General features: G+C 30.2%; 24 protein-coding genes. All 24 read left to right on the top strand.

The genetic code is table 11. From position 1 onward, the window contains the following. Positions 1-47: 47 nt before the first annotated feature. The 24 genes from O0R46_RS04070 to recA all read left to right on the top strand — a co-directional run bounded on the left by O0R46_RS04070 (position 48) and on the right by recA (position 24,182). Positions 48-1,292 (top strand): peptidase U32 family protein, encoded by a 1,245-nt coding sequence (locus O0R46_RS04070; RefSeq protein WP_269312308.1) that lies wholly within the window; start codon positions 48-50, stop codon positions 1,290-1,292. Between the two features lie 231 nt (positions 1,293-1,523). Continuing rightward, positions 1,524-2,237, top strand: a complete 714-nt coding sequence (locus O0R46_RS04075; protein WP_269312309.1) for a YdjY domain-containing protein — start codon at positions 1,524-1,526, stop codon at positions 2,235-2,237. Between the two features lie 10 nt (positions 2,238-2,247). Beyond that, positions 2,248-3,432, top strand: coding sequence for a TVP38/TMEM64 family protein (locus O0R46_RS10100; protein WP_331275621.1), 1,185 nt, complete (start codon positions 2,248-2,250; stop codon positions 3,430-3,432). Between the two features lie 89 nt (positions 3,433-3,521). After that, a complete protein-coding gene (locus O0R46_RS04085; RefSeq protein WP_269312310.1) occupies positions 3,522-3,935 on the top strand; it encodes a hypothetical protein in 414 nt (137 codons plus the stop codon). A gap of 43 nt (positions 3,936-3,978) precedes the next feature. Continuing rightward, entirely contained in the window at positions 3,979-4,647 is a 669-nt protein-coding gene (locus tag O0R46_RS04090; protein WP_269312311.1) for a hypothetical protein, read from the top strand. Beyond that, positions 4,648-5,127 carry a prepilin-type N-terminal cleavage/methylation domain-containing protein gene (locus O0R46_RS04095; protein ID WP_269312312.1) on the top strand — a complete coding sequence of 160 codons (480 nt, stop codon included), beginning with the start codon at positions 4,648-4,650 and terminating at the stop codon, positions 5,125-5,127. Positions 5,128-5,234: 107 nt separating this feature from the next. Beyond that, positions 5,235-5,633 carry a hypothetical protein gene (locus O0R46_RS04100; protein WP_269312313.1) on the top strand — a complete coding sequence of 133 codons (399 nt, stop codon included), beginning with the start codon at positions 5,235-5,237 and terminating at the stop codon, positions 5,631-5,633. Between the two features lie 184 nt (positions 5,634-5,817). Further along, positions 5,818-6,285: a ribosome maturation factor RimP gene (locus O0R46_RS04105; protein WP_269312314.1), complete on the top strand. Its 468-nt coding sequence runs from the start codon at positions 5,818-5,820 to the stop codon at positions 6,283-6,285. A gap of 15 nt (positions 6,286-6,300) precedes the next feature. Beyond that, on the top strand, positions 6,301-7,521 hold the full coding sequence (nusA, locus tag O0R46_RS04110) for a transcription termination factor NusA (RefSeq protein ID WP_269312315.1): 1,221 nt from the start codon (positions 6,301-6,303) through the stop codon (positions 7,519-7,521). Between the two features lie 19 nt (positions 7,522-7,540). Further along, positions 7,541-7,828, top strand: coding sequence for an RNase P modulator RnpM (rnpM, locus tag O0R46_RS04115; RefSeq protein WP_269312316.1), 288 nt, complete (start codon positions 7,541-7,543; stop codon positions 7,826-7,828). 11 nt (positions 7,829-7,839) lie between these two features. After that, a complete protein-coding gene (locus O0R46_RS04120) occupies positions 7,840-8,172 on the top strand; it encodes a L7Ae/L30e/S12e/Gadd45 family ribosomal protein (protein WP_269312317.1) in 333 nt (110 codons plus the stop codon). Between the two features lie 17 nt (positions 8,173-8,189). Continuing rightward, positions 8,190-10,130, top strand: coding sequence for a translation initiation factor IF-2 (gene infB / locus O0R46_RS04125; protein ID WP_269312318.1), 1,941 nt, complete (start codon positions 8,190-8,192; stop codon positions 10,128-10,130). A gap of 23 nt (positions 10,131-10,153) precedes the next feature. After that, positions 10,154-10,498, top strand: coding sequence for a 30S ribosome-binding factor RbfA (rbfA, locus tag O0R46_RS04130; protein WP_269312319.1), 345 nt, complete (start codon positions 10,154-10,156; stop codon positions 10,496-10,498). 113 nt (positions 10,499-10,611) lie between these two features. Continuing rightward, entirely contained in the window at positions 10,612-11,595 is a 984-nt protein-coding gene (locus O0R46_RS04135) for a DHH family phosphoesterase (protein ID WP_269312320.1), read from the top strand. Positions 11,596-11,637: 42 nt separating this feature from the next. Continuing rightward, complete coding sequence (gene truB / locus O0R46_RS04140) at positions 11,638-12,546, top strand: tRNA pseudouridine(55) synthase TruB (protein WP_269312322.1); 909 nt, start codon at positions 11,638-11,640, stop codon at positions 12,544-12,546. Positions 12,547-12,560: 14 nt separating this feature from the next. Continuing rightward, positions 12,561-13,505, top strand: coding sequence for a bifunctional riboflavin kinase/FAD synthetase (locus tag O0R46_RS04145; RefSeq protein ID WP_269312323.1), 945 nt, complete (start codon positions 12,561-12,563; stop codon positions 13,503-13,505). A gap of 134 nt (positions 13,506-13,639) precedes the next feature. Then, a complete protein-coding gene (rpsO, locus tag O0R46_RS04150; RefSeq protein ID WP_269312324.1) occupies positions 13,640-13,897 on the top strand; it encodes a 30S ribosomal protein S15 in 258 nt (85 codons plus the stop codon). 125 nt (positions 13,898-14,022) lie between these two features. Beyond that, positions 14,023-14,868: a DegV family protein gene (locus tag O0R46_RS04155; protein ID WP_269312325.1), complete on the top strand. Its 846-nt coding sequence runs from the start codon at positions 14,023-14,025 to the stop codon at positions 14,866-14,868. An 80-nt stretch (positions 14,869-14,948) separates the two neighbouring features. After that, a complete protein-coding gene (gene pnp / locus O0R46_RS04160; RefSeq protein WP_269312326.1) occupies positions 14,949-17,039 on the top strand; it encodes a polyribonucleotide nucleotidyltransferase in 2,091 nt (696 codons plus the stop codon). A gap of 153 nt (positions 17,040-17,192) precedes the next feature. After that, complete coding sequence (locus O0R46_RS04165; protein WP_269312327.1) at positions 17,193-18,470, top strand: M16 family metallopeptidase; 1,278 nt, start codon at positions 17,193-17,195, stop codon at positions 18,468-18,470. Positions 18,471-18,560: 90 nt separating this feature from the next. Further along, positions 18,561-21,017 (top strand): DNA translocase FtsK, encoded by a 2,457-nt coding sequence (locus tag O0R46_RS04170; RefSeq protein ID WP_269312533.1) that lies wholly within the window; start codon positions 18,561-18,563, stop codon positions 21,015-21,017. A 2-nt stretch (positions 21,018-21,019) separates the two neighbouring features. Beyond that, a complete protein-coding gene (gene rimO / locus O0R46_RS04175) occupies positions 21,020-22,336 on the top strand; it encodes a 30S ribosomal protein S12 methylthiotransferase RimO (RefSeq protein ID WP_269312328.1) in 1,317 nt (438 codons plus the stop codon). Between the two features lies 1 nt (position 22,337). Then, positions 22,338-22,877, top strand: a complete 540-nt coding sequence (gene pgsA, locus O0R46_RS04180) for a CDP-diacylglycerol--glycerol-3-phosphate 3-phosphatidyltransferase (RefSeq protein WP_269312329.1) — start codon at positions 22,338-22,340, stop codon at positions 22,875-22,877. 252 nt (positions 22,878-23,129) lie between these two features. Then, on the top strand, positions 23,130-24,182 hold the full coding sequence (gene recA, locus O0R46_RS04185; protein WP_269312330.1) for a recombinase RecA: 1,053 nt from the start codon (positions 23,130-23,132) through the stop codon (positions 24,180-24,182). Positions 24,183-24,291 lie beyond the last annotated feature (109 nt).

Genomic DNA, 24,291 nt, shown 5'->3' on the forward strand with positions numbered 1-24,291 from the left:
ATGGGTATATAGTTATGGTATAAATGAAAGATAGAAGGGAGTATTAAATGGAAAAAGTAGAATTACTAGCACCTGCTGGAGATTTGGAAAGGCTAAAAATAGCTTTTGAATATGGTGCAGATGCGGTATATTTAGGTGGAGAAAATTTTGGTATGAGAACAGCTGCCAAAAATTTTACTATAGAGGATATAAAAGAGGGTGCAGAGTTTGCTCATGAAAGAGGAAAGAGAATATTTGTTACTGTAAATATTATACCTCATAGTGATGATTTTGAAGGTTTTGAAGATTACATTAAAGAATTAGATGAGGCTGGTGTTGATGCACTTATTGCATCTGATCCAGGAGTAATACAGATAATTAGAGATACATTGCCAAACATGGAGCTTCATATAAGTACACAGGCTAATACAACTAATTATCAAACAGCTAATTTCTGGTATAGGCTTGGAGCAAAAAGAGTAGTAGTTGCTAGAGAACTATCATTTGATGAGGTTAAAGAAATTAGAGAGCATGCACCAGAAGGTACAGATATTGAAGCATTTGTGCATGGTGCAATGTGTATATCTTATTCAGGTAGATGTTTAATTAGTAACTACATGACAGGTAGAGATGCAAATAGAGGGTCTTGTGCCCAGTCTTGTAGATGGAAATATAATCTTGTAGAAGAGAAAAGACCTGGAGAGTATTTTCCAGTTTATGAAGATGAAAGAGGCACATTCTTCTTTAATTCAAAAGATTTATGTATGATAGAATACATACCTCAGATAATTGATGCAGGTATTACTAGTTTGAAGATAGAAGGTAGAATGAAAACTGCTTATTATGTAGCTACAGTAGTAAGAGCATATAGAATGGCATTGGATGAGTATTATAAGAATCCACAGAGTTGGAAGTTTAATCCAATGTGGTTGGAAGAATTAAAAAAGGGAAGTCACAGACACTTCACTACAGGATTTTTCAATGAAAAACCAGATGAAGATGACCAAAATTATGCTTCTGCTTCTTATGTTAGAAACTATGATTTTGTCGGACTTGTAGTTGGAGATAAAGATGAGAATGGATTCTTTAGTGTAGAGCAGAGAAATAAGATGGTAGTAGGAGATAATATAGAAATAATCGGACCATTCACTGATACTATGAGTGCTACTATTAAAGAAATGCTGGATGAAGAAGGAAATCCTATTGAGGCAGCTCCTCATCCAAGACAAATCGTAAAGATTAAATTACCAGATAATGTGGGAGTAAACTTTATGCTTAGAAAAGAAATTGAAAGTAAGAATATAGAAGAATAATAAATATTTAAATGTTAAACGAAAAAGCTTTAAAACGCATATGAAAAGGTGTTTTAAAGCTTTTTGTGTTTAAATAATAAAACAATAATAGAAAAAATAAATAAATATAAATATATTAAATAGAAAAATACAATATATATTTAGAATAAAATTTATATCCTAAGAAATAAATAACTTTTAACATGTTATAATGAAATAGTAATTAAAATTAAAAAATAGGGGGCAAAAAAAATGAAATTATCTAATAAGTTTTTAGCTAGTATTTTATGTTTATCATTAGCTGGTGGATTAACTGCATGCGGTGCTAGTGATAAAAAAGACTCATCAAATAAGGATGAAAAGAAAACTGAACAAAAAGTTGATAACAAAGCAGTTGATGAAGTTGGTGGTGTTTCTCTAAAGAATCCAATTAAGGTTGATAAGCAAGCCAAGACTGTTACAGTATTATCTTCAGTTAATGGAAAATATTTTACTGAAAATACAAGACATGCATCAGTACAAAAAGATGGTAGTAATGGTACAAAATCAGTATTTACTGCATATGCTACTCCAGAAGATTTCTATAATGGATTAATAGCAATAGGTGGCAAACCAGGAAATAATATGACTCCTGATAATGCAATGAAAACACACGTAGAAGGAAGTAAAATTAAGGCTACTGTTAAATGGAATGGTTCACAAAAAGATTATGATATAAACGAAGTAATAAAAGATAGTAACGGAAAGAAAATCGATTTTAGATTTGGTGGTAATCTAGAAAGAGCCAAGACAAAGAAAACTGGATGTCTAGCATGCTTAGATTCTTGTCCAGTAGGTATAATCTCTAATACTACATACACTATGGGTGCTGTAGAAAAGAGAGGAGAAGTAAAATTTAATGGAAATCAAGATATTTTGCCAGAAGATGGAACATATGTTGCTATAACATATAGTATTGCTGAATAAGGGGGATTAATTGAAGAGATTAAGAGCATTTTTTTATCATTTAACTACGGGTATAGCATTAGGATTTTTAATCTGTTTACTCTTGTTCTTTAATGTAAACTATGAAATGATGGTAGGGCATCCTTTAGTAATGTATATATTTACAGGTTTTGGATTGATTTTAGGAGTGGCTTATTCTACTATACCAAACCGATATATATTTTTTATATTAGAGGGAATGACAATAGCCTTAGGTTTAATTACAGGTAAATTAACAAGCTTATTCTATGTAATTAAAGAAACTATAGATTATCAGGGTCCTATTTCTAATATTTTGATACCTACGATAGCTATAATAGTATTCGTTAATATAGTAAATCTTTATATTGCTTTAACTCAGAAAAAATATCAAACTTATTATACAAAAGCTGAAAAGAAAGAAAGAAAAGAAAAAGAAGTAAAAATAAAGGATCTTAGGGAAGAAAAAACTCCAGAAGAAATAGCAAAAATAAAAAAACAAAGAAAAATTCAGAGAATAATAGCACTTGTATTTATAGCTATGTTGTTAGGAGCATATTATTTAATACCGTCAATAAATAAAAATATAAATGAGGCATTTTCAACTATATCAAAACTTGATACAAAAATAGTGATAGCCTATTTAAGGTCATATGGACCAATGGCTGCAGTGGTATCATTTATACTTATGGTATTACAATCAATTGCAGCACCTATACCAGCATTTTTGATAACATTATCAAATGCAGCAATATTTGGTTGGGTAAAAGGAGCAATACTATCCTGGTCATCGGCAATGGCAGGAGCAGCTTTATGTTTCTTTATAGCCAGAGCACTGGGTAGGGATGTAGTAGAGAAATTGACTAGCAAAGGAGCTATGGAAAGCGTTGATGTATTTTTTGAAAAATATGGAAAATATACAATATTAATATGTAGATTACTTCCATTTGTTTCATTTGATTTCGTGAGCTATGGAGCAGGTCTTACTAGTATGAGTTTTTGGTCATTTTTTGTGGCTACAGGTATAGGTCAATTACCAGCTACAATAGTTTATTCCTATGTAGGTGGAACACTTACAGGTGGTGCTCAAAAATTGTTTGTAGGGTTGTTAACTTTATTTGCACTTTCTATAATGATAGGTATAGCAAAGAAAATATATAATGACAAGCAAGAGAAAAAACAAAAAGCTAACGTATAAAATATAAAAAATACCTCTAGATTAGTAAACTAACTAATTTTAGAGGTATTTTTTTATTTGTTGACTATAATATTTCGGAGGAATGATTTATGGAAACCAAAAAAGCGTATTTAACTATGGATTTAACCTTATCTATAATTTTATTTTCTATAATATTGCTTGTTTTTTCTTTATTTATATCTAATATAAATTTATGGAAATCAAGGCTACATACTAGCATGGATATGAATTATATTCTACAAAATCATATAGAGGAAGACATAAATTTAATTGAACACAGTAAACATATAGATATTGAGTCATTTAATATCACTATTACTGATGCAAATTATAAAAATATAAAATCAGAAGATAAATATTTCATAAGGAGAAGATTAAAAATACTTGATGAAAAATTCGGATTAGTAGAAATTGAAGAAATAATAAAAAGTAGCGAAAAAAACAAATATATAATGAATAAAACTATTAAATCATATGCAATAGTTGGAAATTCATTGAATTAAAGTTTAATATTCTAAGTGTACAGAATATGAGGTATTATTTTATATGATAAAAAAATATATTTATAAGTTTTATGGAAATAGAAAAGATAATTATATAGATGAAAAAAATAAAATACACAATATTAATAATCTATTTTACACAAGTGAAAAAGCAAATTTATCAATTAATTGTTTAATTATAATGCTTTTCATTATTAGCATTATAATGGTTAGCACATCTATATATGCCCAAAATTTTTCTTTTTATAAGGAAGAAGAAAAGCTTATATATGTTGATTATAAATCTAAACTAATAATAAAAGTAGCTCAAATAAATGCATTTTATGCACTAGAGCAAATATTAAAAGAAAATAAGGATTCAATATATTTTATAAAAGAATGTTCAGATAAAAATGGTGAATTTATAAATTCAATAATAAATAAAAAATTTTATAACCATGATAATATTATTTACGGTATTAGTAGAACTGAAGACGGACTATATAGAATTATTAAAGAAAAAAATTATATAGATATTTATATGGATTCTTTTTTAAAAGAGGGAAAATATATAAGAAATAAATCATTTGTGATAAGAGTAATAAACCCATATGAAATTAGTCAAGAAGGTACAACTAGTAAACAGAGTATATACGATCAATATAAAATAGAATTTACAAATAATATGGATAGTAATAAGATAAAAACTTTGATAAAGATATTGGAGGTATAGATGAAAAGTGCCTTTACTGCTATAGAACTTGTAATTAGCATTAGTATTCTTGGAATATTTCTATTAATATCTTATCCCAAAATACATATAGAAAAATATATGATTCAGAGTGAAATTAAAATGTTTGAATCTATTATACGAGAAAATCAAATAATTAGTCAAAATATGGGTGGTACGAGGTATGTAAGAATATATTCTAACTCATATAAAATAGTGGAATCAGGTATTGTAATTAAGAGATATGAGCTTAGACAGGGGTTGAAATTTGCCAGTATAAAAAATAATATAGATTTTAGGGATTACAATAGAAAAGGTACTCCTAAAAATGGACAAAGCATATATATTTATGACGAAAAAAATAAATTAGCAAGTAAAATAACAATCATGCTGGGAAGCGGTAGAGTCAGGTCATATGATGTTGATTATAAAAAAAATAAAAATGAAATACTATACTTAAATTCTTGCTTAAAAATTAATTAGGAGATGATATCATAAAGAAAAATGCATATATTTTAGGTCAAACAATAATATATTTAAGTATAGCAATATTTGTAATATCATTTATATATCTATTATTAGTTTTATCAATGCAAACTGCTAAAGAAAACTATAATACTATTGAATTACAAGAAATTGCTATATCATGCGAAAATAAGATTAGATATGAATTACAAAAAGCTGATACTATAAAAGAATGTATTTGTTATGGCCAAAAAGATAAAGAAGATTATAGGCCTTGCAAGTCTATAGTTTATACTGGTCATATTGTAAATAAAAGAGAGAGTATAGTTTATAGTGAAATTAAAAGTGAATCAAATAATATATACATAGAAAACAATGGTAAATATCAACTTGCTAATTTTATAGATAAAATGTTAGTTATAGTGAGTAAAGAAGATGATATTGAATATAAATATTTAGATATAAAACTAGTAATGATATTAGAAAATACAAAATATATACATAAATTTAGAGTATATAAATAGAATATATAAGCCATTAGTTTCATTTATTGCTTATAGTGATAGAATCTTGTAAAGTTCAATTATTTATGTTATAATAATAATTGCAATATAAAACGTGGATTGTGAGGCGAATTTGGCTCACAATTTTTTATGTAAAAAGTTATGAATAACTCTTTACAATTACAATTGAATATGGAGGTGTGAAATGAAAAAAAATACCGCACAAAGAGTTGAAGAACTAATCAAGCCAAGTGTTGATGAGCTAGCTTACGAATTAGTTGATGTCGAATATGTAAAAGAAGCTGGAGTATACTATCTTAGGGTAATAATAGATAGTCCAGATGGTATTGGACTAGATGAATGTGAAAATCTAAGTAGAGTAATAAACCCAATACTAGACGAAAATGACTTTATTGTAGAAAATTATTTTCTAGAAGTGTGCTCGCCAGGAATTGATAGAGTACTAAAAAGAGAAAAGGAATTTTCTAAGTATTCAGGAAAAGAAGTTGAAGTTAAGCTATATAAAAATGATGAAGAATTAAAAACTAAGCATTTTGAAGCTACATTAGTGGGATTAGATGAAAAAGGAAATGTAGAGCTTGAATATAATGATAAGAAAATAATATTTGATAGAAAAGACATAGCTCAAATTAGATTAGCTGTTAAGTTTTAATTTTGGAGGAATAATATGAATAATGAATTTATGCAAGCATTAGATGAGCTTGTAAGAGACAGAGGAATCGATAGAGAAGTACTGCTTGAAACAATAGAACAGGCACTGACTTCAGCTTATAAGAAGAACTTTGGGTCGGCACAAAATGTAAGAGTTGATTTAAACAGACAAACTGGTGATATCAAAGTTTATTCACAAAGAGTAGTTGTAGATGAATCTGATTTATATGATACATTTCTTGAAATTGAACTATCAGATGCAAGAGAGATCAGTCCTAACTATGAATTAGGTGATATAATTGAGCATGAAGTCACTCCAAAGGATTTTGGAAGAATAGCTGCTCAGACAGCAAAACAAATAGTAGTTCAAAAAATAAGAGAAGCTGAAAGAGAAAGAACTTATAATGAGTTTGTTGAAAAACAAGATGAATTAATAACAGGAGAAATCTCAAGAACTTCTATAAGAGATGGTAAACAGATAGTATTTGTTCAAATAGGTAAGGGTGAAGGTATACTTTTACAGAGTGAGCAGATAAAGGGAGAAGAATATACAATAGGACATACTATGAAGTTCTATGTAGTAGATGTAAATAAAACTAGTAAAAATCCGCAGATATTGGTTTCTAGAAGTCATACTGGTTTAGTAAAGAGATTATTCGAGATGGAAGTACCTGAAATACAGCAAGGTATAGTTCAGATAAAATCAATTTCAAGAGAAGCTGGGTCAAGAACAAAGATGGCTGTAAAATCTATAGATGATAAGATAGATCCAATCGGTGCATGTGTAGGTACTCAGGGAATTAGAGTTAGAAACATAGTAGATGAACTTGGTGATGAAAAAATTGATATAGTTAAGTATAGTGATGATATAAGTGAATTTGTAGAAGCTTCACTTAGCCCATCAAAAGTTTCTAAGGTATTTATAAATGAAGCTGAAAAATCTGCAGTAGTAATTGTACCAGATTATCAATTATCTCTAGCTATAGGTAAGGAAGGTCAAAATGCTAGACTTGCAGCTAGACTTACAAATTGGAAGATTGACATAAAACCAGAATCTTCATTTACAGAAGAAGATGAAAGAGAATTATTAGAAACTATAGAAAACACTAATAAGAAAATAAAAGAAACAATCTCTACAAAAGAAGTTAAAGAAGATATCGATTCAGAAACTTCAAGTCAAGAATTAGAAAATAAAACTGAAGAAAATCTTGTAGCTGAGGAAACTGAAGAAGTTTAGAAAGCATAGAGGTGTCGTTATGAATAAAGTAAAAAAAGTACCTCAAAGAAAATGTATAGCATGTCAACAAAGAGGAGATAAAAAATCTTTGGTCAGAATAGTCAAGACTAAGGAGAATGAAATATTTTTAGATCCAAGCGGTAGAGCTAATGGAAGAGGTGCATATGTATGCGCTACCGAAGAATGCTTGAATAAAGCCATAAAAAGTAAAGCACTTAATAGAGCATTTAAAATGAATGTTGAAGATGAAATATACAATCATTTAATTGATGAATTGAGAAAAATAAATAAAGAAGAAATTAAGTAGAGGATGAATATATGCAAAATATTGAAGATATAAATATAAAGAAAATATATTCATGGTTTGGGCTTGCGAGAAGAGCTGGTTTTTTAGTATCAGGTGATGATACAACAATAAAAGAAGTTAAGAAAAAGAATTTATACTTGGTTATTTTAGCAGAAGATGCATCAGATAACACGAAAAAATTATTCGAAGATAAATGCAGTTTTAGAAATATTGATTGCTACCATTTTGGCAATAAGGTTGAAATAGGTGGTGCAATAGGTAAAAGTCCGAGAGCTGTATTGGGTATAAAGGATAAAAATATGGCCTTGCAAATTAAAAAATTATTAGGGGCATTGTCGGACTAATTTAAGGAGGTGTATTTATGTCAAATAACAACATAAAACATATAGCCGAAGACTATAATATGAGTGAAGAAGAACTTATAAAAAAAATTAATGACTTTGGTATTGAAATAGCAGATGGGAATACTCTAGCTGAAGAAGATGTAGCATTATTAGACGAAATGATTAAGGAAGAAATAAGAGAAAAGAAGGGGAAGGTTGTAGAAGTAGAAGGAAGTATTACTGTACAGCATATAGCCGAAGAAATGGGCAAATCTTCTTCAGAAGTAATCATGAAGTTAATGAAAATGGGTACGATGGCAACAATTAACCAGGAGATTAGTTTTGATATTGCTTCATTGGTATGTAATGAATTTGGTTACGAATTAGTCAAGAAAGATAATTCAGAAAATGAAGAACTTGAAATAGAAGAATTGATGGAAATAGAAGAAGATGATGAAAAAGATTTGGTACATAGACCACCAGTTGTAACTGTAATGGGACATGTCGATCATGGTAAAACATCATTATTAGATGCTATAAGGGATACAGATGTAATCGCTGGTGAAGCAGGTGGTATTACTCAGCATATAGGTGCATCAGAAGTTAAGATCAATGGAGAAAAGATAGTATTTTTAGATACTCCAGGACATGAAGCTTTTACTTCAATGAGAGCCAGAGGTGCTCAAGTTACAGACATAGCTATATTAGTTGTAGCTGCCGATGATGGTATAATGCCTCAGACTGTGGAAGCTATAAATCATGCTAAAGCAGCAGGTGTTCCTCTTATTGTAGCTATAAATAAGATAGATAAACCAGGAGCTAATCCAGATAAGGTTAAACAGGAACTTTCTGAACATGGACTATTGGTAGAAGATTGGGGTGGAGATGTAATTTCTGTTGAACTTTCTGCAAAGAAGAGACTAAACATTGAAACTCTACTTGAAATGGTATTATTAGTAGCAGAGGTAGAAGAATTAAAAGCTAATCCTAATAAGAGAGCCATTGGTACAGTAATAGAAGCTAAATTGGATAAAGGAAGAGGTTCAGTAGCATCTGTACTTGTTCAAGCAGGAACTCTTAGAGTAGGTGACCCAATAGTAGCGGGTACTGCAAGTGGTAAGGTTAGAGCGATGATTAATTATAAAGGAAAAAGAGTTAAAGAAGCAGGACCATCTACAGCAGTCGAAATTTTAGGTCTTTCTGATGTACCTATGGGTGGAGATCAATTTGTTGTTGTACCGAACGACAAAACAGCAAGATTAATAGCTGAAAAAAGACAGTCAATGCAAAGAGAAGAAATGCTTAAAGCATCATCTAAAATATCTCTTGACGCATTATTTGAACAGATGAGTGAAGGAACTGTAAAAGATCTTAATATTATAATTAAAGCAGATGTACAGGGGTCTGTACAAGCTGTTAAACAGAGTTTAGAAAAATTATCTAATGATGAAGTTCAAATAAATGTTATACACGGTGGTGTCGGAGCTATAACTGAATCTGATGTATTATTAGCATCAGCGTCAAATGCTATAATAATAGGATTTAATGTAAGACCAGTATCTGGTTCTGAACAAGTAGCTGAGAAAGAAGCTGTTGATATTAGAACATATACAATAATATATAAGGCAATAGAAGATATGAAGGCAGCAATGTCAGGCATGTTAGATCCTGAATATGTTGATGAGGATACAGGTAAGGTAGAAATAAGAGAAATATATAAGATTTCTGGAGTTGGTACTGTAGCAGGTGCATACGTATTAACAGGTAAGATATTGAGAAATTCAAAGGTTAGAATTGTAAGAGATGGAATAATAATCTTTGAAGGTAACCTTTCAACATTAAGAAGATTTAAAGATGATGTTAAGGAAGTTGCTCAAGGATACGAATGTGGTCTAAGCTTTGAAAATTACAATGACATAAAAGTGGGAGATATTGTAGAAGCATATATTACAAAAGAAGTTGAAAGAACTATAGACTAACTACTCAGAGAAATGAGGTAAGTATGGCATCAAATAGAATAAAAAGAATAAGTGAAGAAGTAAAAAAAACTATAAGCATGATGTTGATTAGTGGTATAAAGGATCCAAGAATCAATTCCATGATAAGTGTAACTGATGTAGAAGTTACTAATGATCTTAGATATGCATTTGTATATATAAGTATACTTGGTGGTAATAAAGATGAATCTTTAGAAGGTTTAAATAGTGCAAAGGGGTATATAAGAAGAGAAGTAGGTAAGGCTACAAAGCTTAGATATGTGCCGGAAATAGTATTTAAAATTGATGATTCTTTGGACAGAGGTATGTATATGGATGAACTTATCAAAAGTGTAAACAAAGAAAAATAATTATATTGGCAATGTAAACATTCTTTAATGTTTACATTGCCTTTTATATTCACAAATATTTTTATTTAATGTATAATTAATATGGTAAATAAATGTGAAAAGGATGTGAATTTATGAAATTTTTTATTGAGGTTATAGACGAAATTTTAGATTACTTGGTTAAGGAAGATAATTTTATGGTTAGTTCACACGTAAATCCTGATGGTGACAATATTGGATCATCTTTGGCTATGTATAGGTTTTTACAAAAAATTGATAAAAATGTGGAATACGTTTTAGATGATGAATATCCAAGTTCTTTGGAGTTTTTGAGAGATGATTCTAAGTTGGTATCAAATAAATCAGAGATTAAAAATTATACACTGATTGCATTGGATTCAGGAGATTACAATAGAATATGTGTAGATGAAAACATATTAAAAAATGCGAATAAGATAATTTGTATAGATCATCATCATACTAATTCAGAATATGCAGATCTAGCATATGTAGATGTGAATGAATCATCTACCTGTCAAATGGTCTTTAATATACTTACAAGGTTTGATGAAAGATTTGGTGAAGATATTATATGTGAAAAAATAGCCACACCGCTTTATACTGGACTAGTGACAGATACTGGTAATTTTCAGTATTCAAATGCAGATGCATCATCTCTTATAATGGCATCTAATTTATTGGATAGAGGTGCAAAAAAAGAAGAAATAATTGAAAATGTATTCCAAAAAAATTCAATATCATACTATAGGATTTTAGGACATGTTTTAAATAATATGGAATTAGTAGATAACAAGATTGCTGTGGGAACAGTATATAATAAAGATTTAGAAGATTATGATATTAAATATGATGACATAGATTCCATTACACCCTACACTAGAGATATTGATGGAGTTGAATTAGGAATATTTGTAAAAGAAAAAGAACCAGGAGTAGTTAAATTAAGTTTTAGGTCAAAATCCTATGTAGATTGTACTCAACTTTCAAGAGTCTTCGGTGGAGGTGGACATATAAGAGCTGCTGGTGCTACTGTACTAGATAAAACAGTAGAACAAGTAAAAGAATTGGTTATAAAAGAAGCGAGAAAATTTATATAAATAAAATCTTGCCAAGAATGTAATAGATAAATAGGAGAAAATATGGATAGAGTTTTTAGTATAATTAAGCCGAGTGGGATGACATCACATGACGTGGTATACAAGGTTAGGCGAATACTTTCTATAAAAAAAGTAGGGCATACAGGAACACTCGATCCAGATGCTACAGGAGTTTTGCCTATATGTGTAGGTAGAGCTACAAAATTAAGTGATTTGATACTTAATAAGGATAAGACATATTTATGTGAAATGACAATAGGTAAAGAAACGGATACTTATGATTCTTCTGGTAAAACTATATTTGAAAAAGATTATAGTCATATTAGCGAAGAAGATATTATTGAAGCTTTAAAAAATCAAGTTGGTGAAATTGACCAATTACCTCCAAAATATTCAGCACTAAAGGTAAATGGTAAAAAAATGTGCGATTTGGTAAGAAGTGGAAAAGAAGATCAAATAGAATTGAAATCTAGAAGAATTACTATAAATGATATTGAAATCAAAGAAATAAATATACCAAGGGTGGTATTTGAAGTGTTTTGTAGTAAAGGGACTTATGTAAGAAGTATTTGTCATGATGTTGGAGAAATTTTAGGTGTAGGAGCTCATATGTCAGCGCTTACAAGGACTAAGACAGGCATATTTACATTAGAAAATTCAATTACACTAGACGAACTAGAATTTTATAAGAATCAAAATGAGCTTATTAAACATAGTTATAGTGTTGAAGAGGTTTTAAAAGAATTACCATATATTTTATTAAAGGATAATGCAGTAAAATATTATTCAAATGGAGGAACTATAGAATCTCATAGGTTCCAAGATAAAAATTATGATGATAAATCTAAACGTGTTAGGGTATATTCTAAAGAGGAGTTTATAGGCACGGGTCTATTGACTAATCAAGGTGAAATTGTCAGTGTAAAAAGTGAAAAATTATTTAATATATAAAAGGTGACGAGATTATGATAGTTTATAACAGAATTGAAGATATAGACATAGATAGGGGAAGTTGTGTTACCATTGGAAATTTTGATGGTGTACATAAAGGTCATCAAAGACTTATAAACAAAACAGTAGAATATGCTAAAAAAAATAATTTGTTGAGTGTGGTTTTTACATTCACTAATCATCCAGTAAATTATTTTATGCCAGGTTACGTAAAAAATATTATGTCTGAACGAGATAAACAAAGAGTGATAGAATCTTTGGGAGTTGACATATATATTGGTATAAAATTTGATGAAAATATGACTAGTGTTTCTGCTCAGGAATATATAGAAAATATACTTTTAGGAAAGTTAAAAGCTAAAAATATTATTGTAGGTCATGATTTTTCTTTTGCAAGAAAAAAGGAAGGTACTACACAAACACTTGTAAAAGCAGGTGAAAAATTTAACTTTGGTGTAGAAATAGTTACTCCAGTTCTTGTAGATGGAAAAAGGGTAAGTTCAACAGATATAAGACAGTTAATATCTGAAGGTAAAATGAAAGAAGCTGAAAAACTATTGGGTAGGAATTATTCTATAGGTGGAAACGTTATAAGAGCTAGGCAAATTGGTAGAACATTAGGATTTCCAACTGCAAATATAGACTATGATAAAAAACTTATAATACCAAAAATTGGTGTATATGCCACTCTAGCCAAGGTAAGTGGAAATATATACTGTGGAGCAACTAGTGTGGGTACAAATCCAACAGTAAATGGATCCTCTATAACTATTGAAACATATATATTAAATTTTGATGGAGATATATATGATGAATATTTGACAGTTGAATTTTTAGAGTTAATGAGAGATGAGATAAAATTTGATACAAAAGAAGAATTAATAGAACAACTTTTTTTAGATAAGGAATATGTCAGAAAGAACTATATAAATACACTTAAGAAAAGTCTGCATAAATAAAAATAATAACTTAATAAACTTGTAATATTATCTTCTATGTGTTACAATATACAAGGTTAAACCTTAGCTCAGCTTTTGAGACTCCATTCAATGCTTAGCCAAAGGCGATTTTTAAAATTTTAGGAGGAAGAAATATGATAAACAAGGAACAAATAATCAAAGAATACGGTAGAAAAGAAGGAGATACAGGTTCTCCAGAAGTACAGATTGCTTTATTAACAGCAAGAATTAATTACTTAAATGAGCATCTAAAAGAACACAAGAAGGATCACCATTCTAGAAGAGGTCTTTTAAAGATGGTTGGTAGAAGAAGAAATCTTTTAGCTTATTTAAAGAAGAATGATCTTGAAGGATACAGAGCATTGATAGCAAAATTAGGATTAAGAAAATAATTTTATTTGGCAGGTATGATTCAAGTCATACCTGCTATTTTTTATATAATAAATAAAACTATTTTTAATTACTAATATATGGTAAAATAGCTATATTAGATAAATAATGATAGAGGAGGCTTACCTTGAATATAAAATTGATATGCGATAGTATGTGTGACATACCAGAGGAAATAGAAAAAAAAGAATATCTAGAAATAATTCCTCTTACGTTAATAGTAGATGGTAAAGAATTTGTAGATAATGAAGATATGACTAAGGATGAATTCTATAAATTTATGCTTGAAGCTAAAGATATACCAAAGACATCACAGGCTACTTATGTACAGTTTAAGGAAGCTTTTGACAGCGCTTTGGCAGATGGCAAGGATGTAATTTGTATTACAGGTGCATCAAATAAGAGTGGTACATACCAAAGTGCTATGTTGGCAAAAAATGACACTGAAGGCAGGATAGAAATAATAGATTCAGAGAATCTTTCAATAGGATCAGGTCAGTTAGTTATTAGAGCTTGTGACTTTATAGAAGAAGGTTTATCTACTGATGAAGTAGTTTCAAAAATAAAGGAAGTGAGAGAATCTTCATTTATTTTGTTTACACCAGCAAGCTTTGATTTTTTAAAAAAGAGTGGAAGAGTTCCACTTACGACAGCTATAATAGGAAATATGCTAAATATCAGACCTATTTTCTCAATGCATTCCGGTGAAATTCAATTAGAAGCAAAGGTAAGAGGTGCTAAAAAAGCTTTTTCAAAATTAGTTGATACATTAATTTCAAAATATCCAGAGGAATTATCGGAGCTAACTATAACAATAGGTGAAGCAGGTAATAGAGAGGATTTTATAAAGTTAAAAGAAGAAGTGGAAGCCAAATTAAAGGATAAGGTAAAAAGGATTATGTTCTTTAAAGGAGGAGCATGTATATGTGCTCATACAGGTCCAGATATAGTAGCTATTGGATTTTCTAAGTAAGATTAAAATAAAATGTAAGTAATATAGGACTTACTTTTCAAAGTGCAAACTAAGGCCCTATATAAAATTTAGGAGGAAAAATGTTCGAACACAGAATTTTTGAGACAGAAGTTGCTGGAAGAAAGCTTTCTGTTGAAGTTGGAAAAATATGCGAAATGACAAATGGTAATTGTATTATTAGTTATGGTGATACAATGGTAATGGTTAATGCAACGAAATCAGCACAGCCAAGAGATGGGATTGATTTTTTCCCTTTAAGTGTAGATTTTGAAGAAAAACTATATTCAGTAGGTAAAATACCTGGTGGTTTCTTAAAAAGAGAAGGAAAAGCTTCAGAAAAGGCTATATTGACATCTAGATTAATAGATAGACCTATAAGGCCTTTATTCCCTGAAGGATTTAGAAACGATGTACAAGTAGTGGCAACTGTATTATCAGTAGATCAAGACTGTACACCAGATATAGTCGCTATGCTTGGTTCTTCTATAGCATTATCAATTTCTGATATACCTTTTAATGGACCAACTGCATCAGTATTAATTGGGTTAATTGATGGAGAGTTCATAGTAAATCCAAATCAAGAACAAAGAGATAAAAGTAGTCTACATCTTGTGGTATCTGGAACAAAAGATGCAATAATGATGGTTGAAGCTGGTGCTGAAGAAGTAGAAGATGAAATAGTATTAAATGCAATTTTATTTGCTCATGAAGAAATTAAAAAGTTAGTAACATTTATAGAAGAAATTGTAGAAGAAGTTGGTAAGGAAAAGTGTGAAGTTAAATTACATCTACCAAGTGAAGAACTAAGATCTATGGTTGATGAATTTGCAAGAGAAAAAATGAGTGAAGCTGTTAAGACTGTTGAAAAAATGGAAAGAACAGAAAAAATGGATGCTGTCAGCGCCCAGACCCTTGCATATTTTGAAGAAAAATATGAAGATTTCGAAGAGTTTGCTGGTGATATAGAAGACATATTACATGATATAATCAAAGACGAAGTTAGAAGTTTAATAGTCGATGAAAATGTAAGACCAGACAATAGAAAATTAGATGAAATAAGACCAATATGGTGTGAAACAGGTTTGATTCCTAGAACTCATGGTTCAGCTATATTTACTAGAGGACAGACACAGGTATTGAATGTAACTACTTTAGGTGCACTTGGTGAAGTTCAGAAATTAGATGGATTAGATGAAGAAGAGAATAAGAGATATATGCATCACTATAATTTCCCAGCTTATTCAGTTGGTGAAACAAGACCATCAAGAGGACCTGGAAGAAGAGAAATAGGACATGGAGCACTTGCAGAAAGAGCATTAGTGCCAGTTATTCCTTCAGAAGAAGATTTTCCGTACGCAATAAGACTAGTATCTGAAGTTCTTAGTTCAAATGGATCAACTTCACAGGCATCTGTTTGTGCTTCTACACTTTCATTATTAGATGCTGGTGTTCCAATTAGAGATATGGTTGCTGGTATAGCTATGGGATTAATTAAGCATCATGACAAAGTAGCTGTATTATCAGATATACAGGGAATGGAAGATCATTTAGGAGATATGGACTTCAAAGTAGCAGGTACGGAACATGGTATAACAGCTATACAAATGGATATAAAGATTGCAGGTATAGATGAATCAGTTCTTAGACAAGCTTTAAAACAAGCTAAGGAAGGTAGACTTCATATACTTGGGGAAATGAGAAAAGAAATAACTCAGCCAAGACCAGAGCTTTCTAAGTATGCACCAAAGATTGAAAGAATGACAATTAATCCAGATAAGATCAGAGATGTAATAGGGCCTGGTGGAAAGATGATTAACAAGATTATCGATGAAACTGGAATAAAGATTGATATAGAACAGACTGGTGAAGTATTTATAGTTGGCGTAGAGCCAGAAATGATAGAAAAGGCTAAGTCAATGATAGAAGAAATAGTGGCAGAAGCAGAACCAGGTAAAAAGTATACAGGTGAAGTAACTAGAATTGAAAAATTCGGTGCTTTTGTTGAAATACTTCCAGGTAAGCAGGGATTACTACATATTTCTCAGATATCAAATAAGAGAGTAGAAAAGGTAGAAGATGTATTAAAGATAGGTGACAAGGTAGAAGTTCTTGTAACTGAAATTGATGACAAAGGAAGAATAAACCTTTCTATAAAGGCAATGAACAATTAGATTTTTATATAAATAGGGGCTTATTTTAAGTCCTTATTTTATTTTTATCATATACTAAAAATTTTATTATAGTTTTTTTTCATATAATACACTTATTAAAGTAAAATCAAGCATCTTATATTAAAATATGATATAATAAAAGGTATTGAATTTATGAATAATGGGGTGAAAACTATAATATATAAAACTTTAAAAAATGGCTTAAGGCTTGTGATAGAAGAAGTTCCTTATGTGAGATCTGTTTCTTTAGGAGTTTGGATAAACGTAGGTTCTAGACTGGAAAAAGAAAATGATTCAGGCCTAGCACATTTTATTGAACATATGCTTTTTAAAGGAACAAAAAATAGATCATCAAAAAAAATATCTCAAGATATTTTTTATTATGGTGGAGATATAAATGCATTTACGACACATGATCATACTTGTTATCATGTAAAAATGCCGTACAATCATATAGATAGAGGTATTGAAGTACTATCAGATATAATGCTGAACTCTATTTTTTCAAAAGATGAAATAGAAAAGGAAAAAGCTGTTATCATTGAAGAAATTAAGATGTATGAAGACTCATCAGAGGATTATGTATATGAGAGATTATTAAATAAAATTTATGAAAATAAGGGAATAGGAAAAAATGTTTTAGGTTCAATTGAAACAGTTAATAATATTAATAGAGATAAGATTATAAATTTTTTCAATAATTTTTATGTACCTAATAATTCCGTAATAGTTGTAAGTGGTAATGTGGATACAGATTTGATAATAAAAAAAATAGAAGATGCTTTTAAAAATTGGAATAGATATGATTTTTCTTTTAATAGACAGAAAGAGAAATTTTCTCCAGTGACTTTTATTGAAGATAGGGATGATGAACAAGCAAATTTAGCTTTTATTTTTCAGTCCCCGGATGATAGTGTAGATAAGGACTATTACTCAGTAAAACTTATTGGTAATATTTTAGGAACATCTCCAAGTTCTAGACTTTTCCAACATATTAGAGAGGAAAAAGGTCTAGCTTATAGCGTATATTCTTCAGACAACTATTATACAGATCATGCCGAATTTGGTATATATGCTAGTGTTGCCAATGAAAATATACTAGAAGTATATAATCTTATATTAGAGGAAATTGCTAATATAAGTAGGGATTATATAAGTGAAGATGAGTTAGTTTTCTCTAAAGAACAGTATAAGGGAAGTGTAATAATGAGTGCTGAAGATACATCTGATAGGATGTTACTGATTGGAGAATATGAAATAGATAATAAAAGAGTAAAAACTATGGAAGAAATCGTAGAAATAGTTGACTCAATAGATATGGATTATATAAAAGATGTCATAGATAGAATATTTAAATCTCCTATGGCTGTCGGTATAACGGGGAGTAGTGCAGTAAGTGCAATGAGAAGTTTGGATAGAGAGGTGATATAATTGGCTCCGAGAAATCAAGGACGAGGATATAATGGTAAAAAAAGAAAAAATCCACCGCCTAGAGGTAGAAAACAACCAGTAAAAAAAGGAATGGCTATAAATAGTGAATATCATAATATTATAATAATATTTTTAGGTATGTTTGTAGCTTATGGTTTAGCTTCAAGTTCAGGAGCAATTGTACCTAAGGTCATACAGTTAATTTTCAAGGGTATGTTTGGCGGTTTGGCAATATTAGTTCCTATAATATTAATTACAGTAGGTATATTAGGTTTTGTAGACGGAAATGAAAAAATAGATAAGATTAGAAAAACAAAAATGATGTATGTGATTATACTATTTATAATTGTATATTATGGATTAATAAATTATGGTCAAAGTCCAAGTTCAAATCCGTTCAAATTAGATGAAATGCAAGATATAATAAAAATGGGCGTAACAAGAGAGGGTATAGGACTTATTCCTTCAATAATTACTTATTTTTACACACATGTATTAGGATTAGTGGGAGCATGGCTATTGACTCTATTCCTTACATTTATTGCTGTAATGCATATATTTAACATTTCGATAAATGATATGAAAGAAGCAATAAAGAACAAAGACATTAATAAAAGTTCAATACCTTCGAAACTTAAATTTTGGAAGAAAAAATATAATAATACCTCTGAGGTTGATGATAAGACTACAATGTTATCAAAGACAAGTTTCTTTAGCAAAATAAGAGATAAATTTTCAAATGAAAAGCAAGAGTCTGTGGATGATATAGATCAGACTATAAAGATTGTAGGTTTTAATAAGGCTGAAGATGATTATTTGGAAATATTAGAAGGTACCCAATCACTATCAGATTTAGAGATACTTCAAAAAATGCAAGAAGAAGGTAAGGTTAATTCTCACCCTTTTGTAACTGGAATGGTTGATAATAACTCGCTTTCAAATCAAGATAGAAATAAATTATTACAACTTGGCGATACCCAAGATTTATTAGTAGGAGAAGGAACATCTCAAGTAGGAAGTGGAATAATTGAAGATATGAAACGTCAGCCAGTTCCATTTATGAAAACTATGGATTCAGATGATACCTTAGTAATAGATAAAGAAACGGGTGAGGATCAAAATGAGCATATGAAATACATGAATTACAAGATGCCACCTATTAGTTTATTAAACTCAATAACTAATAAATCCGATAAAAATTCAAAGCGAAAGGTATTAGATAATGCCAAACAGTTAGAGCAGACACTAAGAGATTTTGGTGTGGATGCGTCTATTAATCAAGTAACTGTAGGTCCGACAATTACAAGATATGAAATACAACCTAGACCAGGTGTAAAGGTTAGTAAAATCGTTAATTTAACAGATGATATAGCACTAAGTCTAGCAGCAAAGAGTATCAGAATGGAAGCTCCTATACCAGGTAAAAATGCAATAGGTATTGAAGTTCCAAATGATGAATCTCAGATGGTAAGTATAAAAGAAGTAATGGAAAGTAACGAATTTAATAATTATCCATCAAAATTAGCTATGGGTCTAGGTAAAGATGTTGCGGGTAGAATAATAATAGGTGACATAGCAAAAATGCCTCATCTACTGATAGCTGGTTCTACTGGTTCTGGTAAGTCAGTATGCGTTAATACACTTATTACTTCGATAATTTACAAGGCTAAACCTGATGAAGTAAAATTAATATTAATAGATCCAAAAGTTGTTGAACTTTCCAACTATAATGGAATACCACATTTGATGATACCAGTTGTTACTGATCCTAAAAAAGCAGCAAATGCTCTTACTTGGGCAGTAACAGAAATGAATAGAAGATATAAATTATTTGCTGAGGCACAGGTTAAAGATATAAATAGTTATAATGAAAAAACCGGAGATGCTTTAGCAAGAATAGTGATAATAATAGATGAGCTTGCAGACCTTATGATGGTATCAGCAAATGATGTTGAAGATTGCATACATAGATTAGCTCAGATGGCAAGAGCTGCGGGAATGCATCTCATAGTTGCAACACAAAGACCATCAGTTGACGTAATTACCGGTGTAATAAAGGCAAATATCCCATCAAGAATTGCTTTTGCAGTATCTTCACAGACTGATTCAAGAACGATAATAGATATGGGTGGCGCAGAAAAGTTACTAGGTAAGGGAGATATGCTTTTTTATCCTCTTGGTGCCGCAAAGCCGATGAGAGTTCAAGGAGCATTTATATCTGAGGCAGAATCAGATAGGATAATAGATTACTTAAAGAAAGAAGTAGGAGATATTAGCTATTCAGATGAAGTAGAAGAATCAATTTCTAATATAAATACAATAAAAGATGATGATGCAGATGAATTTTTATATGATGCAATTAGATTTGTAGTAGAAAATGAACAGGCTTCAGCATCAATGTTACAGAGAAAGTATAAAATAGGATTTAACCGAGCTGCTAGATTAATAGATGACATGTACGAAAGAGGTATTATCGGAGCTAGCGAAGGAAGTAAACCTAGAAAAGTATTAATATCAAAAGAAGATTTAGCAAAAATGGAGGATTAAATTTGAAAATAGCTTTAGAATCACTAGGTTGCTCAAAAAATCTAGTTGATGCAGAAATAATGCTTGGTATATTAAACAAGCAAGGACACCAGTTAGTTGGTGATGCTGAAGATGCAGATATGGTAATAGTAAATACATGTGGATTTATAGAATCTGCAAAGCAGGAATCTATAGATTCAATAGTTACATTTGCCGATATGAAAAAGGAGGGTCAACTTAAATATTTGCTGGTTTCAGGATGTTTGGCGCAGAGATATCCAGATGAATTAACTAGTGAAATACCTGAAATAGATGCGATTGTTGGCACTGGATCATATCAAAATATAAATGAAATAGTAGATAAACTTCAAGAAGAAAAGGGGATAAAAGATATATCTGACATAAATTTCATTTTTAATGAGGATTTACCAAGATATATATCTACACCAAATCATTTAGCTTATTTAAAAATTGGAGAAGGTTGTGACAATAATTGTACTTATTGCATTATCCCTAAATTAAGGGGTAAATATAGAAGTAGGAAGATGGATATCCTAATAGAAGAGGCTAAGTCACTTAAAGAAAGAGGAGTTAAGGAATTAGTAGTCATAGCTCAGGACACGAGCGTATATGGAAATGATATATATAATAAACCTATGCTTGCAGAGCTACTTGAAAGATTAGCAAAACTAGATTTTAAATGGATTAGAGTTTTATATCTATATCCTGAGGGAATTACAAAAGAGTTATTAGATGTTATAGCTAAATATGATAATATTTGCTCATACTTTGATATACCTATGCAACATGCAAGTGATAAGATATTAAAACTTATGAATAGAAAGACTTCAAAGTTAGAATTAAAAGAAAAAGTAAATATGATAAGAGAAAGTGTGCCAAATGCCACTATAAGAACGACATTTATAGTAGGTTTTCCAGGAGAAACTGATACAGATTTTAATGAGCTATTAGAGTTTGTAGAAGAAATTAAATTTGATAAGATGGGAGCATTTACCTATTCTAGGGAAGAAGATACTCCTGCAGACAAACTTCATAATCATTTAGACGAAGAAGTCAAAAGAGATAGATTAGAAAGAATTATGATGGTTCAACAATCTATATCTGAAGATTTGAACCTAGATAAGATTGATAAGGTTATTGAGGTTTTAGTAGAGGATAAAATAGATGACACGCTTTATGTAGGTAGAAGTCAAAATGATGCGGAGGACATAGATAGTGTAATATACTTTGAGTCAGATGATGACTATTATGAAGGTGACTTTGTAAACATAAAAATAGAAAAAACTTACGAGTATGACTTGAAAGGAAGTGTAGTATAGTATGAATTTACCTAATAAACTAACATTATTTAGAATATGCTTAGTGCCTATTTTAGTATTGATTACCTATATTGATTTTCCAGAAAAATATTTAGTTGCGTTAATTTTATTTATATTGGCATCTGTAACAGATTTTCTAGATGGTCATTTAGCAAGAAGTCGTAATTTAGTAACAGATTTTGGTAAGTTTATGGATCCTTTGGCAGATAAAATACTGGTGATAGCTACATTAATCTGCTTGATTGAAGCTGGGTTAGTTCCTGGTTGGGGAGTAACTATTATAATAGCTAGAGAATTGGCTGTAAGCATACTAAGAGCTATTGCAGCAAGCAATGGAACAGTTATTGCAGCCGGAAAAAGTGGAAAATTAAAGACAATAACACAGATGTTTGCAATAATATTCCTATTATTAGGTGCATATGTGGATCATTATATAGTTCTGATGATAGGTAGTATATTATTCTATATATCTGTTGTCTTAACAATATATTCAGGATATGAATACCTTTGGGCTAACAAAAGTGTATTTTCAGATATGTAAATTATATAATAATAAATATATAGAATAATTTTTTAATCATATTAATAAGGGATAAGAATATATAGATATTTTGTATGTATATTCTTATCCTCTTATTTAGAGGGTGTTTATTATCTGATATTGCCTATATTATTTTGAGGAAATAAAATAGCAAAGAAAATGAATAAGAACATTTGTTCTTGACACTTTATAAAAATAATTATATAATATACTTATAAAAAGAACGTATGTTTACAAGAAAGGGAATTTAAGATGGCAGTTGATAAGAATAAAATGGATGCATTAAATGCAGCACTAAGTAAAATAGAGAAAGATTATGGTAAGGGTTCAGTAATGAAGTTGGGGGATTCTAGTGCACTAGAAGTTGATGCTATATCAACAGGTGTAATTGGACTTGATATAGCGGCTGGTGTAGGCGGATTGCCAAGAGGAAGAATAATTGAAATATATGGACCAGAGTCTTCAGGTAAGACTACAGTTGCTTTACATTGCGTTGCTGAAGCACAAAAAGCCAATGGAATAGCAGCATTTATAGATGCTGAACATGCCTTGGATCCAGTATATGCAAGAGCACTTGGAGTAGACACAGATAATTTAATAATTTCTCAGCCGGATACAGGGGAACAGGCATTGGATATAGCTGAATCTTTAATTAGATCTGGTGCTATTGATATATTAGTAGTTGACTCTGTAGCGGCTCTAGTGCCAAAGGCTGAAATTGAAGGAGATATGGGGGATTCTCATATGGGTCTTCAGGCTAGGCTTATGTCACAGGCACTTAGAAAATTAACAGGTTCAATTAAAAAATCAAACTGTGTTGTCATCTTTATAAACCAGCTGAGAGAAAAGATTGGTGTTATGTTTGGTAATCCTGAGACAACTACAGGAGGTAGAGCTCTTAAATTCTTTGCAAGTATGAGACTTGATGTAAGAAAAATTGATACAATAAAGCAAGGAGATAAAATGCTTGGTTCTAGAACTAGAGTAAAAGTTGTAAAGAACAAGGTTGCTCCTCCATTCAAGCAAATTGAGTTTGATATAATGTATGGAACTGGAATATCAAGATATGGAGATTTGTTAGATGCAGCAGTTGGAATAGATGTAATAAAGAAAGCTGGAGCTTGGTACTCTTATAATGACGAAAAAATGGGACAAGGTAGAGAAAATTCTAAGAATTTTTTAGAAGAAAATCCTGATATAGCACATGAAATTGAATCAAAAGTAAGAGAATATTATGGTCTTCCATTTAGCGAAGCTCCAATCAAAGCTGATAATAAAGAAGAAATTAAATTAGATATAGACTAATTTATCGGATCGTTTTAAAAATAAATATTTATACAAGCTATTTTAGGCTCTTAGACATTATCTAAGAGCCTATTTATGTATAAAGCTTAAGTACCAATCTATATCTAAT

This window comes from Peptostreptococcus equinus (genome assembly GCF_027125355.1).
Taxonomy (GTDB): Bacteria; Bacillota; Clostridia; order Peptostreptococcales; family Peptostreptococcaceae; genus Peptostreptococcus; species Peptostreptococcus equinus.

What these genes read in the sequence shown, in the direction of transcription:
- O0R46_RS04085 (WP_269312310.1), top strand. Translation starts at nt 3,522, where the DNA reads ATGGAAACCAAAAAAGCGTATTTAACTATGGATTTAACCTTATCTATA.
- O0R46_RS04135 (WP_269312320.1), top strand. Translation starts at nt 10,612, where the DNA reads ATGAAATTTTTTATTGAGGTTATAGACGAAATTTTAGATTACTTGGTT.
- rbfA (WP_269312319.1), top strand. Translation starts at nt 10,154, where the DNA reads ATGGCATCAAATAGAATAAAAAGAATAAGTGAAGAAGTAAAAAAAACT.
- rpsO (WP_269312324.1), top strand. Translation starts at nt 13,640, where the DNA reads ATGATAAACAAGGAACAAATAATCAAAGAATACGGTAGAAAAGAAGGA.
- infB (WP_269312318.1), top strand. Translation starts at nt 8,190, where the DNA reads ATGTCAAATAACAACATAAAACATATAGCCGAAGACTATAATATGAGT.
- O0R46_RS04145 (WP_269312323.1), top strand. Translation starts at nt 12,561, where the DNA reads ATGATAGTTTATAACAGAATTGAAGATATAGACATAGATAGGGGAAGT.
- O0R46_RS04120 (WP_269312317.1), top strand. Translation starts at nt 7,840, where the DNA reads ATGCAAAATATTGAAGATATAAATATAAAGAAAATATATTCATGGTTT.
- O0R46_RS04095 (WP_269312312.1), top strand. Translation starts at nt 4,648, where the DNA reads ATGAAAAGTGCCTTTACTGCTATAGAACTTGTAATTAGCATTAGTATT.
- nusA (WP_269312315.1), top strand. Translation starts at nt 6,301, where the DNA reads ATGAATAATGAATTTATGCAAGCATTAGATGAGCTTGTAAGAGACAGA.
- O0R46_RS04105 (WP_269312314.1), top strand. Translation starts at nt 5,818, where the DNA reads ATGAAAAAAAATACCGCACAAAGAGTTGAAGAACTAATCAAGCCAAGT.
- recA (WP_269312330.1), top strand. Translation starts at nt 23,130, where the DNA reads ATGGCAGTTGATAAGAATAAAATGGATGCATTAAATGCAGCACTAAGT.
- pgsA (WP_269312329.1), top strand. Translation starts at nt 22,338, where the DNA reads ATGAATTTACCTAATAAACTAACATTATTTAGAATATGCTTAGTGCCT.
- pnp (WP_269312326.1), top strand. Translation starts at nt 14,949, where the DNA reads ATGTTCGAACACAGAATTTTTGAGACAGAAGTTGCTGGAAGAAAGCTT.
- rnpM (WP_269312316.1), top strand. Translation starts at nt 7,541, where the DNA reads ATGAATAAAGTAAAAAAAGTACCTCAAAGAAAATGTATAGCATGTCAA.
- O0R46_RS04100 (WP_269312313.1), top strand. Translation starts at nt 5,235, where the DNA reads ATGCAAACTGCTAAAGAAAACTATAATACTATTGAATTACAAGAAATT.
- truB (WP_269312322.1), top strand. Translation starts at nt 11,638, where the DNA reads ATGGATAGAGTTTTTAGTATAATTAAGCCGAGTGGGATGACATCACAT.
- O0R46_RS04165 (WP_269312327.1), top strand. Translation starts at nt 17,193, where the DNA reads ATGAATAATGGGGTGAAAACTATAATATATAAAACTTTAAAAAATGGC.
- O0R46_RS04170 (WP_269312533.1), top strand. Translation starts at nt 18,561, where the DNA reads ATGGCTATAAATAGTGAATATCATAATATTATAATAATATTTTTAGGT.
- O0R46_RS04090 (WP_269312311.1), top strand. Translation starts at nt 3,979, where the DNA reads ATGATAAAAAAATATATTTATAAGTTTTATGGAAATAGAAAAGATAAT.
- O0R46_RS04070 (WP_269312308.1), top strand. Translation starts at nt 48, where the DNA reads ATGGAAAAAGTAGAATTACTAGCACCTGCTGGAGATTTGGAAAGGCTA.
- O0R46_RS04075 (WP_269312309.1), top strand. Translation starts at nt 1,524, where the DNA reads ATGAAATTATCTAATAAGTTTTTAGCTAGTATTTTATGTTTATCATTA.